General features: G+C 61.1%; 14 protein-coding genes and 1 pseudogene. 11 read left to right on the top strand and 4 right to left on the bottom strand.

The annotated features are described in order from the left end of the window. Positions 1–154: 154 nt before the first annotated feature. Positions 155–442: pseudogene (locus RVAN_RS18930) on the top strand (TnpV protein); the annotation flags it as partial. Here RVAN_RS18930 and RVAN_RS18925 read toward each other — a convergent pair. Then, the gene (locus RVAN_RS18925) at positions 439–879 is read right to left on the bottom strand and encodes a hypothetical protein (RefSeq protein WP_049779302.1); all 441 of its coding nucleotides are present in this window, start codon (positions 877–879) and stop codon (positions 439–441) included. The pseudogene RVAN_RS18930 and the gene RVAN_RS18925 overlap by 4 nt on opposite strands. On the opposite strand from RVAN_RS18925, the gene RVAN_RS08920 reads away from it, so the two are divergent. Further along, positions 865–5,601: a DEAD/DEAH box helicase family protein gene (locus RVAN_RS08920; protein WP_049779301.1), complete on the top strand. Its 4,737-nt coding sequence runs from the start codon at positions 865–867 to the stop codon at positions 5,599–5,601. The genes RVAN_RS18925 and RVAN_RS08920 overlap by 15 nt on opposite strands. A gap of 942 nt (positions 5,602–6,543) precedes the next feature. Here RVAN_RS08920 and RVAN_RS20140 read toward each other — a convergent pair. Next, complete coding sequence (locus RVAN_RS20140; protein ID WP_155942401.1) at positions 6,544–7,239, bottom strand: hypothetical protein; 696 nt, start codon at positions 7,237–7,239, stop codon at positions 6,544–6,546. Between the two features lie 767 nt (positions 7,240–8,006). On the opposite strand from RVAN_RS20140, the gene tnpA reads away from it, so the two are divergent. Genes tnpA through tnpC form a run of 3 tightly spaced genes read left to right on the top strand, consistent with a single transcriptional unit; the run spans position 8,007 to position 10,467 of the window. Then, positions 8,007–8,450, top strand: a complete 444-nt coding sequence (tnpA, locus tag RVAN_RS08910) for an IS66-like element accessory protein TnpA (protein WP_013419092.1) — start codon at positions 8,007–8,009, stop codon at positions 8,448–8,450. Beyond that, positions 8,447–8,800, top strand: a complete 354-nt coding sequence (gene tnpB / locus RVAN_RS08905) for an IS66 family insertion sequence element accessory protein TnpB (protein ID WP_013419091.1) — start codon at positions 8,447–8,449, stop codon at positions 8,798–8,800. The genes tnpA and tnpB overlap by 4 nt, the downstream gene beginning before the upstream one ends. A 59-nt stretch (positions 8,801–8,859) precedes the next feature. After that, a complete protein-coding gene (gene tnpC, locus RVAN_RS08900; protein WP_013419090.1) occupies positions 8,860–10,467 on the top strand; it encodes an IS66 family transposase in 1,608 nt (535 codons plus the stop codon). Between the two features lie 140 nt (positions 10,468–10,607). On the opposite strand, the gene RVAN_RS08895 is transcribed toward tnpC, so the two are convergent. Next, the gene (locus tag RVAN_RS08895) at positions 10,608–10,913 is read right to left on the bottom strand and encodes a helix-turn-helix transcriptional regulator (RefSeq protein ID WP_013419409.1); all 306 of its coding nucleotides are present in this window, start codon (positions 10,911–10,913) and stop codon (positions 10,608–10,610) included. A gap of 361 nt (positions 10,914–11,274) precedes the next feature. Next, complete coding sequence (locus RVAN_RS08890) at positions 11,275–11,457, bottom strand: hypothetical protein (RefSeq protein WP_041787395.1); 183 nt, start codon at positions 11,455–11,457, stop codon at positions 11,275–11,277. Between RVAN_RS08890 and trbB the strand changes: the two genes are divergently transcribed. From trbB to trbL, 6 genes are read left to right on the top strand one after another with little or no spacing between them, the layout of a single operon-like run. Further along, entirely contained in the window at positions 11,456–12,421 is a 966-nt protein-coding gene (trbB, locus tag RVAN_RS08885; RefSeq protein WP_013419408.1) for a P-type conjugative transfer ATPase TrbB, read from the top strand. The genes RVAN_RS08890 and trbB overlap by 2 nt on opposite strands. Positions 12,422–12,425: 4 nt before the next feature. Then, entirely contained in the window at positions 12,426–12,764 is a 339-nt protein-coding gene (locus RVAN_RS08880; RefSeq protein ID WP_013419407.1) for a TrbC/VirB2 family protein, read from the top strand. After that, entirely contained in the window at positions 12,764–13,051 is a 288-nt protein-coding gene (gene trbD, locus RVAN_RS08875) for a conjugal transfer protein TrbD (RefSeq protein WP_013419406.1), read from the top strand. The genes RVAN_RS08880 and trbD overlap by 1 nt, the downstream gene beginning before the upstream one ends. An 8-nt stretch (positions 13,052–13,059) precedes the next feature. After that, positions 13,060–15,564, top strand: coding sequence for a transporter (locus RVAN_RS08870; protein ID WP_013419405.1), 2,505 nt, complete (start codon positions 13,060–13,062; stop codon positions 15,562–15,564). Further along, positions 15,548–16,303, top strand: a complete 756-nt coding sequence (trbJ, locus tag RVAN_RS08865) for a P-type conjugative transfer protein TrbJ (RefSeq protein WP_013419404.1) — start codon at positions 15,548–15,550, stop codon at positions 16,301–16,303. Before RVAN_RS08870 ends, trbJ begins: the two co-directional genes overlap by 17 nt. Then, positions 16,303–17,649, top strand: coding sequence for a P-type conjugative transfer protein TrbL (gene trbL / locus RVAN_RS08860; RefSeq protein WP_013419403.1), 1,347 nt, complete (start codon positions 16,303–16,305; stop codon positions 17,647–17,649). The genes trbJ and trbL overlap by 1 nt, the downstream gene beginning before the upstream one ends. The last annotated feature ends 52 nt before the right edge of the window (positions 17,650–17,701 follow it).

The following is a 17,701-nucleotide window of genomic DNA, read 5'->3' as shown; positions in this document are numbered from 1 at the left end:
ATGGCGCGGCGGAAGAGCGGTTTCAGTGTGTTCGGGCAGCTTTCTTTTCTCGGCTTGTTCGAGCGGAAGGAGGCTGAGACACGAGATGAGCCCCAAGGTTTGAAGGACGAGGACCGCCTTGCAACAAGCGTGACGGCGGAACCCAGCACTCAAGACGATGAGAGAGGCCATGAGGATCGAGAGCAAATTCGCGAGCCGGCGCAAGGGCTACCTGGCGCAGAGCCATCCCGCGCTTTACGCGGAGTTGGAGAAGACGGGGCAGTTGAACCAGCATCTGGACGAGATCGGCCGGCAAGCCCGCGCGATGATGGAGCGGATCTTCGAGGAGAAAAGGCCCGAGATCGAGGCGATCAAGGACGCAGAGGAGAGGGAGATCAAGGAGACACAACTCTGGCTGATGGCGGAGGAGATCGCGCTCCACGAGGTGGTTCTGACGCTTTAACTTCCTCCGCCGTTGCGATCGGTGAAAGAGCGCAGCGCAATTATGCCATTACGGCCGCCGATGCGATCGGCCAGGGCACGCCGAAGGAGAAGGTTCGCGCCAATATCGAAGCGATCCGCATCCTCAAATCTCTCGAAGAGGACGCGCGCGAGCCAACGCCGGAGGAAAAACGAGGCCTCGTCCGCTATACGGGCTGGGGCGCTTTCGCCCAGGCGATCTTCGACAAGAACCCGTACAGCCAGGCGGCAAGGATTTGGGCTGCGGAACGCGCGGAACTGCAGGACCTCCTCACAGCCGAAGAATGGGCTTCGGCCAGGGCCTCGACGCTGAACGCACATTTCACCTCCGAAGCCGTCATCAAGGGCGTTTGGAGCGCCGTCGAGGGCTTGGGCTTTGATGGCGGCCGGGCTCTCGAACCGGCCGTGGGCGTCGGCCATTTCATCGGACTTGTTCCTGATTGGCTTCGGGCATGTACCGCCTGGAGTGCCGTCGAACTCGATAGGCTTTCGGGCCGCATCGCCAAAACGCTCTATCCCGGCGCCGATGTTCGGATCGAGGGCTTCGAAGACAGCCGCTGGCCGCAAGGCTATTTCGATCTCGCCATCTCGAACGTGCCATTCGGCAATTACGGGGTGCGCGACGCGAAGCTTCGCCACCTCTCCATTCACGATTATTTCTTCGTGAAAGCCCTCGACAAGGTCCGGCGGGGCGGGCTCGTCGTGTTCATCACCTCACTCTACACGCTCGACAAGAAGGCCGATGCCGCCCGCCGCGAGATGGCGCGCCTCGCCGACTTCCTCGGCGCGATCCGGCTTCCCGGCGGCGATAAGGGCGCGTTCAAGGCCAATGCCGGAACGGAGGTCACCGCCGATATTATGTTCCTGCGCCGCCGCGCCGAGAGGGAAGAGCCAGGCGGCCCAGACTGGCTCGACCTCAAAGCCATCGAGACACCGGACGGCCCAATCGAGATCAACCGCTATTTTGCCGACCATCCCGCCATGATGCTGGGCGAGATGCATCTTGAGCGCGCCATGTATGCGAGCCCGACGCCCGTCCTGATCGGCAAGAGTGCGCCGGAAGAGCTCAAAACTGAGATCGAACAGGCGGCGCGCCAGCTTCCGAAGGACGCCTATCGCGGCCGCGGCGACAAGCCGGTGCGGTTGATCCCGGTCGTCGACGCGAGCCTTCAGAAGGAAGGCGCGTATTTCATCGAGGCCGGCAAGGTTCACCAGCGCGTCGCCGGCATCGCCGAAGAGCAGGCGCTCAGCGCCATGGACCGCACCAAACTCGTCGCCCTCATCGAGATGCGGGACATGGTGAACAACCTCCTGAAGCCACAAGCAGAGTCTGCGGCCGGGCAACGCTACGCGCTGAGATCGCGCCTTAACGCGGCCTATGACCGCTTTGTCGCGCGCCACGGCCCGATCAACCGCACCATCCAGACGGTCACGAACCGGTTCAAGAAAGACGGCACGCCGGTTGTGCTTAGGCGCATGCCAAACTTTGCGGCGTTTCGCGACGATCCCGACGCCTTCAAGGTCGCAGCCCTTGAGGATTACGACGAGAGAGAGGACAAGGCGGCAAAGACCGCCATCTTCAGCCGCGACATCATCCGGGAAGCGCCAGAGCCTGAGATCAGAAGTGCGGCCGATGCGCTCGCCGTCTCCCTCAATGAAACGGGCCGCGTTGATCTTGCGCTGATCGCCAAAAGTCTGAACGCGAGCGAGGAAGAAGCGAGAGACGCGCTCGATGGCGCGATCTGGCTCGATCCAGCGGGCGATATCTGGCGCACCTCGGCCGATTACCTGTCGGGCGATGTCGTCCAGAAGCTCGATGACGCCCGTGTCGCGGCGAAGGATGACGAGCGCTACGGCAAGAACGTGGAAGCTCTCGAGCGCGTGCAGCCCGCCCCGCTCACGCGCGTCGATATCCGCATCCTCTGCGGCGCGCCCTGGGTTCCGCCCGAGATTTACCGGGCCTTTCTTGGCGAGGCGCTGAGCGTGCCGGCTGAGACGCTGATCCTGAACGAGGTCTCGAAGAAATGGCAGTTCACGACGAAGCCGGAGATCCCGGCCTCGACCGAGGCGCAATATGGCACGTCCCGCGCCAGGGCCTTCGACATCATCGTGGCGGCGCTCAACAATGGCGAAATCCGCATCTTCGATCCAGGACCCGCCGCCGATAGCCCGCCCATCTACAACGCACCCGCTTCCGAGGAAGCGAACGCGAAAGTCGGCGCCATCCGCGAACTCTTCTCAGGCGCGCCCGAGACCGGTGTCGAAGGCTGGGTCTGGACCGATGAGGAGAGGGCGCGGCAGCTCGAAGAGCTCTATAATCTCCGCTTCAACCGCCTGGTGCCGACCGTCTATGACGGCGCCCATCAGACCATGCCGGGCCTTGCCCGCTTCATCAATGCCGGCCCCAACCAAGAGCCTCGGCCCTTCCGGCTGCACCCGCACCAGCTGAACGCCATCTGGCGCGTGGTCTCGAGCGGCAACACGCTCATCGATCATGCGGTCGGCGCCGGCAAGACCTTCACCATGATCGGCGCGGGCCAGGAGCAGCGCCGTCTCGGACTGATCCGCCGGCCCATGTATGTCGTGCCCAATCACATGCTGGAGCAGTTTGCGCGTGAGTTCCTGCAAGCCTACCCCGCCGCCGAGATCCTCGTCGCCGACAAGGAGGTCATGTCGAAAGACAAGCGCCGCGCGTTTAGCGCGCGCATGGCCGCTGGCGCCCATGACGCGATCATCATCACCCACGATGCCTTCGGGCGCATCCGCATGTCGGACGCGGCTTACGAGCGCTTCATTCGCGATGAGCTCGACGCGCTCGGAGATTTCAAAGCCAAGGCGGAAGCCGACGAGGGGCGCGGCTCGCCGACCGTCAAGGAGCTGGAGAAGGCGGCAAGAAGGCTCGAAGCCAAGCTCGACAAACTCCTCAACCAGGAGCGGAAAGACGACGGCATCACCTTCGAGGAACTGGGCGTCGATTTTCTGTTTGTCGACGAAGCCCATGCCTTCAAAAACCTCGCCTTCCGCACGCGGCACACCCGCGTGAAGGGGCTTTCCGGCACGGAATCCCAGCGCGCGACCGATCTCTATCTGAAAATCCGTTCTCTGGAGGAACAGCGGCCAGGCCGCGCCGCGGTGTTCGCCACCGGAACGCCCGTCTCGAACACTATCGCCGAAATGTACACCATGCAGCGCTATCTGCAGGGAAGGCTGCTTGCCGATTACGACATCGATGAATTCGATGCCTGGGCGGCCACCTTCGGCGACATCGTGACCGAGGTCGAGCTTGCGCCTTCGGGCCGCGGCTTCCGCACCACGCGGTCGTTTTCGAAATTCGTGAACATCCCCGAGCTGATCGCGCTTTACAGCCGCGTCGCCGACACGCAAACGCCCGAGATGCTGAACCTGCCCCGCCCGAAGCTCAAGGCAGGCCAGGTGACCGTTGTCGAGGCGGAGCTCTCGGAGCGCGAGCTTCACATGATGGACGAGCTTGTGCAACGCGCCGAAGCCATCAAGGGCAAGCGCGTGCAAGCCGGCGGCGACAACATGCTGAAGATCCTCGGCGAAGGCTTGCGGCTTGCGACCGACATTCGCCTGCTCGACGCGCAAGCGCCCATCAATCCGCATGGCAAGACAGTGGCCGCGGTCGAGCGCATTGCGCGGATCTGGCAGGATGGGACCAAGCCTGGACTGTGCCAGATCGTGTTTCTCGACATGGGCGTGCCGAACTCCAAAGCCGGGATGAAAGCGCCGTCTGCCGACGACGAGGAGTTCGGTGAAGATGCGGACGACAACGATGCCGCCCTTCCCAACGAGATCGGCTCGTCCTTCAATCTCTATGAGGATGTACGCGCGCGGCTGGTGCAAAAAGGCATACCGCGCGAAGAGATCGCCTTCATCCACGAAGCCGACAACGACATCAAGAAGGCACGGCTGTTTGCCGCCGTTCGCGAGGCGCAGGTGCGCATCCTGATCGGCTCCACCGCCAAAATGGGTGTCGGCACCAACGTGCAGCGCCAGCTTGTCGCCATGCACCATCTCGACGCGCCCTGGCGGCCCGCCGATGTCGAGCAGCGCGATGGGCGCATCTTGAGGCAGGGGAACCTCAACTCCGAAGTCGAGATCATCCGCTACATTACGCTTCGCAGCCTCGACGCCTATCGCTGGCAGACGCTGACCAGGAAGGCGAATTTCATCGCGCAATTGCGGGCCGGCGCACGCGGGGTGCGGACCGCCGAGGACATCGATTCCCCGCTTCCGGAAGCCGCCATGATCAAGGCGGCGGCCACCGGCAATCCGCTCATCATAGAGCACGCGGAGCTGTCCAAGGAGCTGCGCGAGCTTGAGGCGGCAAAACGAGGCCAGGAGCGCTCCGTCCTCGCCGCGAAATCGGCTTATGCGCGGCTCACCTCCAAGATCGCCGCTCACGAGACGGCAATCGAGGGCCTTGGCGCCGACGCCGAGCAGGTCCGCGCATCCGAAACAACGGCGTTCCTGCTCACCATTGGAGACAGGCGGTTCTCGGAGCGCAAAGCAGCGGGCGAAGCGTTAAAGGCAATGCTTGTTTCGAAGGCGGCGCCACTTGGCCTCGGTCAGCCTCAAAAAGCCGCCCTGCAGGCGCGCCTGCGAGGGTTCATGCTCGAAGCCTATGTTCGCTCTGGCGCGAACGGTCTCTCCTACACCATCGAGATTGAACGAGAGAGGGGCTACGCCAAACAGGAGTCCTATCTGTTGAGCGACGAAATCGACCCGGCAGGCCTCCTGCGCCGCTTTGAGAACTGCATCAAGCAAGTCCCAGCCGTGCTCGCCGCCGAAGAGCAGGAGCTGTCGAAGGCCAGGGCCGATCTCCCAAGGCTCGAGCGCCAGTTGACGGCGACCGGGTTCGCCCGCGCCGATCGGCTCAACGCGGTAAAAGCCCGGATCGCGGACATCGAGAAGGCCCTGCAGCCGGCGGAGCACGGCGCGGCAAAGAATGGCGAAAGCGCTGCGCTCCATGCGGACACGCCTGTTCATGTAGCGAGGCCATCGGTATCGAGCGTTGCCGGTCTGGAATACAGTCCACCAAGTCAGCGGGCCAAGATCGCGCTCCTGGAAGCCGAGTTCAGTGAAACGCAAGCTCGGCAAAACGGCCGTGGGCGATCGTAGTCTGAGACGACGCATGTCTCTTTTCCAACTGCAGCGGCAGTCACCGGAAACGGGTTGGGGTGATTTTGACCCAAAGCCGCCCTGGCCGTCTCGACGCTCCGATCTCAGGTCAAGGCCGGGAAGGTACATCGGGCCGATTTCGGGGAGTGCCTGCTGTTGGAGGTTGAGCCGTCGTTCATGCCCGACGCTTGCCCATCACTCGAAGCGCGCCCTTCGCTTTTCCATATCTACTTTTTATTAGGCTGCCTGGGCCATTGGCGTACCAGTCGGGTCAGCCCTATCACCTTTTAAGATCGCATCGGACTCTGACCTCGTCCTTGTTCTTAATGGCTCCGTATCCCTGCGTCGCAGTACAGAAGTCAAAGGACGTTCCATTACCTTCAGCATGCCAACCATATCTCCCACAGTTAGGTTGTTCGGTTAGGCTGTATTTCTTCCCCCTTCATTCGAGGACATTTTCGCTGTCATCCACCCGAAGTGGATACGTCTTTCCATCGACGACATCGCATCCGTCGTAACCGTCGTCACTAACAATCCTCGGGAATACGCAGGCCTTGCATGAATAGTTGTAAATTTCTGCATAGACAGCAGTGGTGGAGAGAAACGCAAAGATAAGCGCGATTGTGAGATTCATCATGTTTTGGTCATATCCCTCTCTTCCAAGGCTCGCCGACTGTAGAAAAAAAGAAGGCCGTCATCGGTCAGCATGTCCATGCGCATCGCTTCCGTACCCAACAAATTCACCGGCATGAATGACAAGCGCCGACGTCAGCGAGATATCCTGTATAGGTTTCGAACAGCGGTACAAACCACCTCACGCCGATACCCGCATAGATATTTACGAAAAGCGATGAGGTTGCCGTCGGCTCTCAACGGCAGCGCTCCTTACGCTCGTGAAGCGTTTCAATCCTCCGCTCGACAAAGCGACGCTGATTTTGGTGACTACTTCTGCGGGGGCGTCTCAAATGAGACTCCGATCAGGCGGCCAGCCTCGTTCACCTGCTCTTGCACCTTGGTCCACTGCTTACGAGCTTCGTCGGCCTCGATAAACTTTAGTGCTCCCAAAGGAGCCTGTTTGTTGCAAGGATTTATATAACCGGGTAGTGAAATGACTGGTCGTGGGAATCGAAAGTCCTTTGCATCTTCCCTACAGCAAGGAACAAAAGAGTACGTGCCATTGTACTGTTCCCGATCATCATAAGTCACCCCTCTATACAAGGTGTACACATCATCGGCTCCTGCCGCACAACCCTCGCCATCATCGGCTGCAGCTAAGGACTCGATCGTACAAAATCTGAACGCATCACTTATGTTGCGCGGCGGATGACGCAGCGTGAAGTGTTCCGAGTCCTTCACCACAAAAACAGTGTCCAGGACAAAGTCATCACCGATCACGGAACCAAAAAGAATAATAGACCCTGGCCGCAACCTTTGCAGCGCCGAAGGCTCCCGAGAGGGCGTGTATTGCTTCGCCGTGCGGCTTTGTCGCCTAGGGTTAAATTGTTTGCAATTGCTGTACAGGAAATGATCACCAAATATCCAAGGGTCGGTGTTCTGCCGCTCAGCAGGTGCATTACGCTCCCAATAGGGTTCATGAAGAGAAGACGGCAGAAGTTTTTCCTCTTTCCACGACTTCACAATCTTGGAAGGAGGCTCCCACTCCCCCCAGAATACAAGGGATGTTCTCTCACTGCACTCACCTCCGGGTAACACGTAGTACCCCATATTCCGCAAGAATTTACGGCAGTGCCTGCCGGTATTCCATGGCTGTTGGGTTGGCGAAATTCCCGGCTTAGGTTCATCCTGAGGATGCGGAAATTGTACGATAGAAACGAGTTGCTTGATTGGGCTGTTTAACATTCCTTCCCCTTTCGCTCAGACTTGCTTGCGAATAGGAGCTGCGCTGCCGGCAGATCAGAGCTCCTAAACGTGGGGTGTTGCGCGCTACGCTATCGTGCTGGATGGTATGGCGGGAAAGCCCTCAGTCAGGGCTACCTTCGCGAGAAAGAGGCGCAATTTATGCGCACGCTGGATACTTAGCTAAAAGCATCCACATATTCAATTCAACCTTGGTCCAAAATGGCTGCGGGGTGAGGGAATTAAAAAGGAAGTAAACGCGCGAGACGGATGATCTTACAGCTGCGCCCCCTTCGTAAGGGACGCCACGACCGATGGCGTTTGCAGATATATCGGCAGGCCGATTTCCGCTCATTGAGGTCTTCCGGCATTTGGTTCCAAATTTCGGAACGTCAGGTTTCGACCCGACTCGGAAAACTCGGCGCGCCTTTTGGAGATACGGTTCGGCAGCTTTTGGCCCGAAGGAGGCATCGTAAGCGGCGTTCTGACCTCACCTTCCATTTTGCACGAACGGCTGCGAGTGTGACGGTTCATTGAGGGATCGTCTTATGTCTAATCCTGGTCGTAGTCCTATCACGGAGCTTGCGTCGTGCGCGCGGGCCGACACGTTCCAGCGCATTGAGGTGATCACCGGCGTTGCCCGGCGACGGTCGTGGCCGTCCGATGTGAAGGCGGCGATCGTGCAGGAAACGCTTGAGGACGGGGTCGGCGTTTCCGAGGTTGCGCGCCGACACGGCGTGGCTGCGAGCCAGCTTTTCAAATGGCGCCGTGAAGCGGGGCTCAGATCGCGACCGCCCAAACCAGAGCCGGTGACGTTTGCCCCTTTGCTGATCGAGAAAAAGGATGCGCCTCAGCCTGAGCATAAAGAAGAGGCACCGCCATCCGGGCTGATCGAACTCGAACTCGCAGGGGGACGGGCGCGGATCCCGGTGACGGCCGGCCGCGAGGTTATCCTGGCAATTATCGACGGGCTTTCGATGAGGCGGCGGTGATTTTCGGCGCCATTCCACCTCGGATTTACATCGCGACGCGGCCTGTCGATTTCAGGAAAGGCATGGATGGGCTTGCGGCCACGGTTCAGGAGGTCTTGAAGCTCGATCCGTTTTGCGGCGCTGCCTTCATCTTCCGCTCCAAGCGGGCGGACCGGATCAAGATTTTGATCTGGGATGGCTCGGGGCTGATCCTGATCTACAAGCGGCTCGAGGATGCGAAGTTCCGCTGGCCAAGGATCGAGGACGGGGTCATGCGTCTGTCGCCTGCGCAAGCGTCCGCCTTGTTCGAGGGCTTGGACTGGGCCCGGGTCCGTGCGGTTCGAAGGGCGCGTCCTCAGGCGGTGCAATAAGCCTGATATCTCTCTGTTTTTGCGTGATTGTGATTGCAAATCATGGTGCTGTTCGCGTCATGATTGCAGCTACGGATCAGCTCCCTGACGATATCGGCGTCCTGAAAGCTCTGGTGGCGCACTGGGCGGAACAAGCGTCGGCGAAAGACGCAGCGCTCGCCGAAAAGGACGCCGAACTGGCCCGCGTTCAGGGCGCCAATGCGAGATTGTGGGAGACGCTGCGCCAGCTGCGTCGCGCGCAGTTCGGCCGCAAATCGGAGAAGCTCGATCCCGATCAGTTGAGCCTCGCCATGGAGGAGACCGAGCAGGCGATCGCCGAAACGGGTGCCACGGATGAGACCTCGAACGCGACGCTGAAAGCGTCGCGCAAAGGACCCCGCTCTGTCAATCGCGGGGCGCTGCCCTCCCATCTGCCGCGGGAGGAGATCGTCATCGAACCGGAAAGCACAGCTTGTCCGTGTTGTGGCGGTGCCATGCATGTCATGGGCGAGGATCGCTCGGAGCGGCTGGACGTGATCCCGGCCCAGTTCAAAGTGATCGTGACGCGCCGGCCGAAATATGCCTGCCGGGCCTGCGAAGGCGCTGTGGTTCAGGCTCGGGCGCCAACGCGTCTGATCGAGGCCGGCATCCCGACCGAGGCACTGGTCGCTCACGTTCTGACCGCGAAATATGCCGATCACTGTCCGCTGTATCGGCAGGCGCAAATCTATCGCCGCCAGGGCGTCGATCTCGATCGCTCCACGCTCGCTGACTGGGTCGGCAAAGCGGCGGCGCTTCTGGCGCCGCTTCAGACGCGCCTGTTCGAGATCCTGAAAACCTCGCCGAAACTGTTCGCCGACGAGACGCGCTGCCCCGTCCTGGATCCGGGACGAAAGCGCGTGAAGCTCGGCCAGCTCTGGGCTTACGCCCGCGACGACAGGCCCTGGGGCGGCTCCGATCCGCCCGCCGTTGTCTACTGCTATGCGCCAGGCCGCGGATCGGAGCATGTGAAAAGCCATCTCGCAGGCTTCAGCGGGATCCTGCAGGTCGATGGCTATAGCGCCTACAAGGACCTCGCGAGCAACCGGCCAGCGTCGGCACCGCTCATCCTGTCCTTCTGCTGGACGCACCTGAGGAGGCGGTTCTATGAAATCGCTGTGGGCGGCAACGCGCCGCTCGCCGACGCCGCGCTCGCGCAGATCGCAGCGCTTTACAAAATCGAGGAAACCATCCGTGGCCAGAGCGCCGAAGCGCGCCGCAAGGTCCGACAGGCCAAGAGCATGCCGCTACTCGATCGTTTCAAGTCCTGGTTTGAAAAGACCCTCTCCCTCGTTCCCGGCGGCTCCAAAATGGCCAAGGCCATCCGCTATGCTCTCCACCATTGGGACGGCCTCATCCTGTTCGCGAACGACGGGCGCATCGAGATGGACACCAACACCGTCGAGCGTTCCATCAGGCCCTTGGCTCTGAACAGGAAAAACGCACTCTTCGCCGGCCACGACCGCGGAGCAGAGCATTGGGGAATCGTCGCTTCGCTCATTGAAACGGCCAAACTCAATGGCGTCGATCCACAGGCCTGGCTCGCCAGCATTCTCTCACGCCTCGTCAATGGCTGGCCGATGCGCAAAATCGATGAACTCATGCCCTGGGCCTTTGCCGTTCACCAAAAGGCTGCTCCCGTGGTCTGAGAACACCGCTTACCTTACAGGGTTGCTGCGGACCCGACTCAGCGTCCATGCAGGCACGGGTTTGTTGAAACAACCGACTTCCGCTATCTCTGCGCTGCCGAAGTGGCTTGCTAATGCAAGCAAACATTGAGGGTTAGGGTCTAAGGCTGAAACATCTGGAACAGCGGCTTCTTCACGGCCTGGGCAAGCTTGACCATGGTGTCGATGCAGACATTGTGCATCGCGTTTTCCAGCTCGGAAATATGAGCCTGGGCAATGCCCGTGACCGCGGCGAGCTCGCGCTGGCTCAGGCTCGCATCGATGCGAGCCCTGCGCAAATTCCTCGCAAATATCTCCCGTTCCGGCTGGCTGTCTGGCGCCCTCTTCTTGGCGAGGACCGGTAACGCCCGCTTCCGCTTGCGCGGTTCGGCGGGGCTTGTTTCAGAGGACAGGCTCTTATCGGGCATTAATGGCTCGGGCGTCGCGAAGGGCGAAGGGCTTCTATCGTATGTGCACTATAGGCGGTCTTGCCTGGGAGGCAAGAGCGGCCCCGGAAAATGGCTTTGACAGAACAAGGCGAGAGCGCCCCGTGACGCAGCTTATCAACATGCGATAGTTTTTGAACGATCTATGATGCACCCAGGACACAGTGTGCAATGGCGTATGATCGCAAGTCGTTCATCGCCGGTATGCAATAAAACCTGAGCCATCCTTGTCAGTGCTGGGGCATAGTTTTTGCCGATGGCATCGCGATCGAATTCAGTGCAGAGATATATACCGATTCGAGAGCAAACATTATTATAATAAATATTCCATCGAACGGAATCGTTACTCGACAGACGGCGAAAGCCAGAGCGCCATGTTATCCGAAATCTTAGCAATAAAGACCATGAATACGAAGAGCGCGAAGACGGCAGAACCGCCGCCGGGGTTTGCAGGTTTGTCGATCCAGTATTGATCGTCTATAAGCGAGCGTATCGCAACAAAGCCGATCCGAGCCGATGCGTTCATGGCCCCTTATCGTTCCGCGTCCGAACACGCTGTCCGCGTCGGCCAGAAGCTCGAACGCGAGCTTGGCGAACAGATTCTCGGCTGTCTTCGAGACCCGGAGGTCATCGAGATCATGCTGAACCCCGATGGTGTCCTCTGGGTCGAGCGTACTGGGCACCCCATGGCGCGCCTTGGCGAGATACCCCCGCATCAAGCCGAGGCCGCCATGGCAACCATTGCGGCGCTTCACAAGACCACCATCACGCGCGAGAACCCGATCCTTGAATGCGAGCTGCCGCTCGACGGGAGCCGCTTCGAAGGACTGATCCCGCCCGTGGTCGGGGCCCCAAGCTTTTGCATCAGGAAACGCGCCACCCGCATCTTCACCCTCGACGATTATGTGCGCGCCGGGACCCTGAGCCAGCGCCAGCGGGCCTTGATCCGGGCAGCAGCGCTCGGTCACCAGAACATCCTCATTGTTGGCGGCACCGGCTCTGGCAAGACGACGCTCGTCAACGCCGTCATCCATCTGATCGGCACCGAACTTCCCGGCGAGCGTTTGCTGATCCTCGAGGACACGCCCGAAATCCAGTGTGCCGCGCCCAATCACGTCTTCAAGCGCACCACCGAAGCAATCGATTTGCGGCGGCTTCTCCGCTCGACCATGCGCTACAGGCCGGACCGGATTCTCGTCGGCGAAGTGAGGGGCGGCGAGTGCCTCGATCTGTTGAAGGCCTGGAACACCGGCCATCCTGGCGGCGTCGCGACCGTTCACGCCAATAACGCGAAGGGTGGCCTCATCCGCCTCGAAAACCTCGTCGGCGAAGTCACCGCGGCCCCCATGCAAAAGACGATCGCTGCCGCCGTCGACCTCATCATTGTTATTGCGAAGACAGCCGCCACCAAATCCGGCCGCCAAGTGCAGGAGCTTCTGCGCGTCATCGATCACGATGGCAGCGATTACGTCACCGAAGCCGAGGAGTAACCCCATGAAACAAGCCCAACGCGATTTCACTGGATTTTGGAGCCTCGCGCTGCCGGCGCTGCTTGTTCTCCTGATCGCCTTTCCCGAGCACGCGCTCGCGTCTTCGACCGGCAGCGGGCTCCAATGGGAAACGCCTCTGCAAAAGGTCCGCGACAGCATCACGGGCCCCGTCGCCTATGCCGTCTCGCTGATGGGCATCGTGGTGACGGGCGCCATTCTCGTCTTTGGCGGCGAGATCAATGAATTCGTGCGCCGCGTCATCATGCTCGTGCTCGTCGTCTCGCTCATGGTGTTTGCCACCGACCTCTTGAGCACGCTTTTCAGCGCCGGGGCGGTGATCTGATGGGCGCACTTCGACGCTCTCCGCTCTATCGCGCCCTGCACCGGCCGAACCTCTTCCTCGGCGGGGAGCGCGAGCCCGTGCTGATGACCGCGATCATCTGCGCAGGCCTCGCCGTATCGAGCCTCAATCTCATCGCGATTACGATCGGCGTCGGCCTCTGGCTCGTCTTGATCGGCGTATTCCGCATGATGGCGAAGGCCGACCCGTTCATGACCAGGGTCTATCTGCGGCAACTCCGCTACGGCGCTTATTTTACGGCGCGGTCGCGCGGCTCAAGGCTGGATTAGGGGGTCTCATGCTGCGCCTGAAACAGTTCCGCGATCGCGCCAAAGGCACCGCCGATCTTCTGAATTATGCGAGCCTCATCGGCGATGGCCTTGTGCTCTGCAAGGACGGCTCGCTTTTGGCCGGCTTCCTCTATCGCGGCCCCGACAGCCAAAGTGCAACGCCCGCCGAGCTCAACTATGTGACAAGCCGCATCAATGCGAGCCTTGCGAGGCTCGGCAGCGGTTTTGCGCTCTGGATCGACGCCGTGCGCCTTCCAGCCGCCGCTTACCCGGAGACCGACGCCTCGCATTTTCCGGACCCTGTGACGGTCGCCATCGATGCCGAGCGGCGCGGTCAGTTCCTGAGCGAAGGCGCTCATTTCGAGACGGAATACGCGCTCCTCGTCGCCTACACGCCGCCGCTTCGCCGCACCACCAAGATCGCCGATCTCATCTATGACGACGATCCGAAAGCCGAGCCCGAAAGCCCCGGCGACCGTCAGATCAAGATCTTCGAGCGCGTGCTTCGCGATCTCGAAGACGGCCTGTCGGATATCTTGCGGTTACGACGCATGAAGGCCTACCGCGTGAGCGATGAAAGCGGGCGCTCTCATCTGCAAGACGAGCTCATCAACTATGTAAGCTTCGCCGTCACGGGGCATCTCAGCCCCCTCAACGTCCCGCCATGCCCGATGTATTGCGATGCCTGGCTCGGCGGCCAGGAGCTTTATGGCGGCGATACGCCGAAGATCGGCGAGCACTTCATCGCAGCGGTTGCGATCGAGGGCTTTCCCGCCGAATCCTATCCCAACATGCTCGCACGGCTCGAGACGCTCGCGATTGCGTTCCGCTTTTCCTCGCGCTTCATCCCGCTCGACGCCCATGAAAGCCTCGGGCTCCTTCGCGCGTACCGGCGCAAATGGCGGCAATGGATGCGGGGGTTCTTTGCGCAGGTATTCCGCACCGAAGGCGGCGTCGTGAATGAGGATGCTGCCCTGATGGCGGCGCAGGCCGAAGACGCCATCACCGACGCCAGTTCCGCCCTCGTCGCCTTTGGCTATTACACGCCGGTCCTGATCTTGATGGGCGAAAACAGGGACGCGCTTCTCGATGAGGCGCGCCTTGTGGCCCGCGAGCTTCGGCGCGAAGGCTTTGCGAGCCGCGTCGAGACGGTGAATACGCTCGAGGCCTTTCTCGGGAGCTTGCCGGCGCATACCGTGCCCAATGTGAGGCGGCCGCTCGTCCACAGTTTGAACCTCGCCGACCTCATGCCGGCATCCTCCATTTGGCCGGGACTTCCCGTCTGTCCAAGCCCGCTGTTCCCGGAAGGCTCGCCGCCGCTCCTTTACGGCGCCACCACCGGCTCGACGCCGTTCCGGCTCAATCTGCATGTGGGCGATGTCGGCCACACGCTGATCTTCGGGCCGACAGGTGCTGGCAAGTCGACGCTGCTCGCACTCATCGCCGCACAGTTCCGCCGCTACCGGCATGCCCGCATCACGGTCTTTGACAAGGGTCGTTCGCTGTTCGCTCTCGCTCATGCGGTCGGCGCGCAGCACTATGATCTGGCGGGAGACACGGCAAGCCCGGGCCTATGTCCGCTCGGCAAACTCGAGACGGCTTCGGATGTGGCGTTCGCCGAAGACTGGCTTGCCACCTGCTACGAGCTTCAGCAGGGGAGCGCACCGACACCGCGACAGAAAGAAGAAATCCATCGCGCGGTGCGGCTGATGCGCGAAACCAAAAGCGGCGAAGGCCGAAGCCTCACCGACTTCATCGCCACCGTCCAGGACAAGGACATCCGGGCGGCGCTTGGCACCTATACGATCGAAGGTGCGCTCGGCCATCTTCTCGATGCCAGGTCCGACGGTATCGAGCCGGCCTCATTCACGGTCTTCGAGATCGAAGAGCTGATGGCGCTCGGCGACAAGAATTTGATCCCGGTGCTTCTTTATCTCTTCCGCCATTTCGAGCGCTCGCTTACAGGCGCGCCCGCCCTTCTCCTTCTCGATGAGGCCTGGGTGATGCTGGGCCACCCTGTCTTTCGGGAAAAGATCCGCGAATGGCTGAAAGTGCTGCGCAAGGCCAATTGCGCGGTGGTGCTGGCGACCCAGAGCCTTTCGGACGCGGCGCGCTCCGGCATCCTCGATGTTCTCCTCGAATCCTGCCCGACCAGGATCCTTTTGCCGAACGAGGAAGCCGACAAGGGTGGCTCCGGCGCGATGCCCGGTCCCCTCGATCTTTACCGCCTGATCGGTCTGAACGAGACCGAGATCGCGCTCCTGAAGGGAGCAGTCAAGAAGCGGCACTACTACTACACGAGCCCCGAAGGACGGCGTCTCTTTGAACTGGGGCTCGGCCCGGTTGCCCTTGCCTTTACCGCCGTCTCATCCCGCGAGGACGTGGCCCGCGTGCGCGCGCTCATCGAGGGCCACGGACAAGACTGGCCGCGAGCCTGGCTCGCAGAGCGGGGCCTCGATCCCAACGACATTCTCGGACCAGCGGAGGAGGGGCTCAATGAAAAGGCAGCTTAAGGTGGCGGCGCTTGCGCTTGTAGCAATCGCTTGCGTGTCCGTCGTGAGTGTCCGGCAAAGCCGGGCCCAGGCGGTCTATTGCACCAATTGCGCGAGCGAAATCACGCAACTTTTAAATCTGGCGCGGCTCGTCGATCAGCTCGGCACGCAAGGCAATATTCTTCAGACGAACACCAACCAGTTCCAGACCATGACGGTGAACACGACGCCTTTGCCCTCGCTCGAATGGGGGAATGGAGCGGCGAACATCCAATCCGTCAACACGGCGCTGGCGAGCGCCAATTCGCTGTCATTCGCCAAGTCGGGGCTCACGGCGCAGTTTAGCCAGCACTATGGCACGTACGACAGCTACCTGACTTCGCCCGCGACGAGCGCAGCCTTTGCCGACAAATATCAGCAATGGTCTACCAACGCCAATGCGAGCGTGCTCTCGACGCTGGAAGCGGGTTCCCTTCAGTCGGGCCAGATTGGCGGCGACGAGCTCGCACTCATCAACCGCCTCAAGATCCAGACCGGTGCGGTGCAAGGCAATCTCGAGGCGCTACAGACGCTTGCTCAAGTAGGGCTTCTCAATATCGAGCAGTTGCAGAAGCTGCGCCAACTCATCCTGGCCGACACGAGCCTTAAGGCGAACGCCATCCAGACTGAGGCCGATCAGAGTGCCTCCCAACAGGCGGCCTGGCGGAGGTTCATAAAGGCTCCGGAAACTATCCCGACCACCGGCGGAGCGCGATTTTGATGAGGCGGCTCCCGCCAAGAACGCCGCCGAGAGCGTCTCGCTCTCCTCTTGGCTCATCGCCTGCGATCGGAGCGGGATGGGCGCTGATCGGTGTTGCCCTTGGCGTTCTTGTCGTCAGTATCATTTCAGCAAGCCCGGCCGCGGCGGCGGAGCCCACGACCAACGCGCTCGATGGGATCGTGCGGCTCTACCAGCAAAACGCGCAGAAATGGGAAGCGACGCTTGCGACTTACGCGCAAACGCTGTTCTGGCTGCTTGCGGCCATCGAGATGTCCTATGCCGCCATCCGGCTTGCCTTTCGCGGCGCCGATGTCAGCCAATGGATGGCCGAACTCGTCAACCAGATCCTGTTCATCGGCTTTTTCCTGGCGCTGCTGGTCAATTCGAGCGCCTGGGCGGCGGCGATCGTCAACAGCTTCAGGACCGCCGCCAATGAGGCCGTGCAGGCCTCGGGCGGCACGAGCTTGATCGCGCCGTCGGACATTTTTGCAATCGGGCTCAGCATGGCCAACAAGGTGCTCGACCAATCGAGCATCTGGAGCCCCGGCTCGAGCGTGGGTCTCATCATCTTCGCGCTTGTTCTCCTTATATGCTTCGCCCTCATCGCCGCTTTTCTGGTGCTGGCGCTCGTCGAATCCTACGTCGTCATCTCGGCCGGCATCCTGTTCATGGGCTTCGGCGGATCGCGCTGGACCAAGGATTACGCGCTGAAAATGGTCACCTACGCGCTGAGCGTCGGCGCGAAGCTGTTCGTGCTGCAGCTCCTGATCGGGCTTGGCCAGCAAATCTTCAATGCGCTCCTCCAGAATTTCGAGACAAATACGTCCGATCTTCTCGTCTCGGTCGGCTCGGCCATCGTCATGCTGGCGCTCACCAAAATCATTCCCGACATGATCCAGGGCCTCATCAATGGCACGCAAGTGAGCGGCGGCGGCGCACTCGCCGGTGTTGCCGCAGGCGCTGCCGGCGTTGGTTGGGGCGCGTTCAAGGGCGGCATTGGCGCTGGCATGGTGGCAGCCCGAAGCTCGGCGCTTGCGAGCGAGCAAATGCAAGATGCACGCACGTCGGGCAGCTTCGGACCAGGCAGGGTGGTTCGCATGGCCGGCAATACCGCCATGGCCGCCGGCGATACGCTTGGCATGCGGCTTAGCGGGCGCATCCATTACGGCACCTGGGCCGGGCAGATGGCCGAGGCTTTGAAAGAACGAACCGTCGACCGGCAGGCGGCGAGAAGCGCGAGCGAGCCCGCCCAGCCGCAGGGGTCGGTCACGGGCGGAGGCCAACCGGCACAGCCAAGCCAAGCCGCGCAGCAAAGTCAAACCGCCAAGCCGCCGAAAAAGCCTTAAGCCGCGATCCAGGAGCAGAAATGCGCGGTTATCAAGATTGTCTATGAGCCAT

The organism is Rhodomicrobium vannielii ATCC 17100 (assembly GCF_000166055.1).
GTDB classification, from domain to species: Bacteria; Pseudomonadota; Alphaproteobacteria; order Rhizobiales; family Rhodomicrobiaceae; genus Rhodomicrobium; species Rhodomicrobium vannielii.
This window is presented reverse-complemented; position numbering and strand designations above follow the sequence as displayed.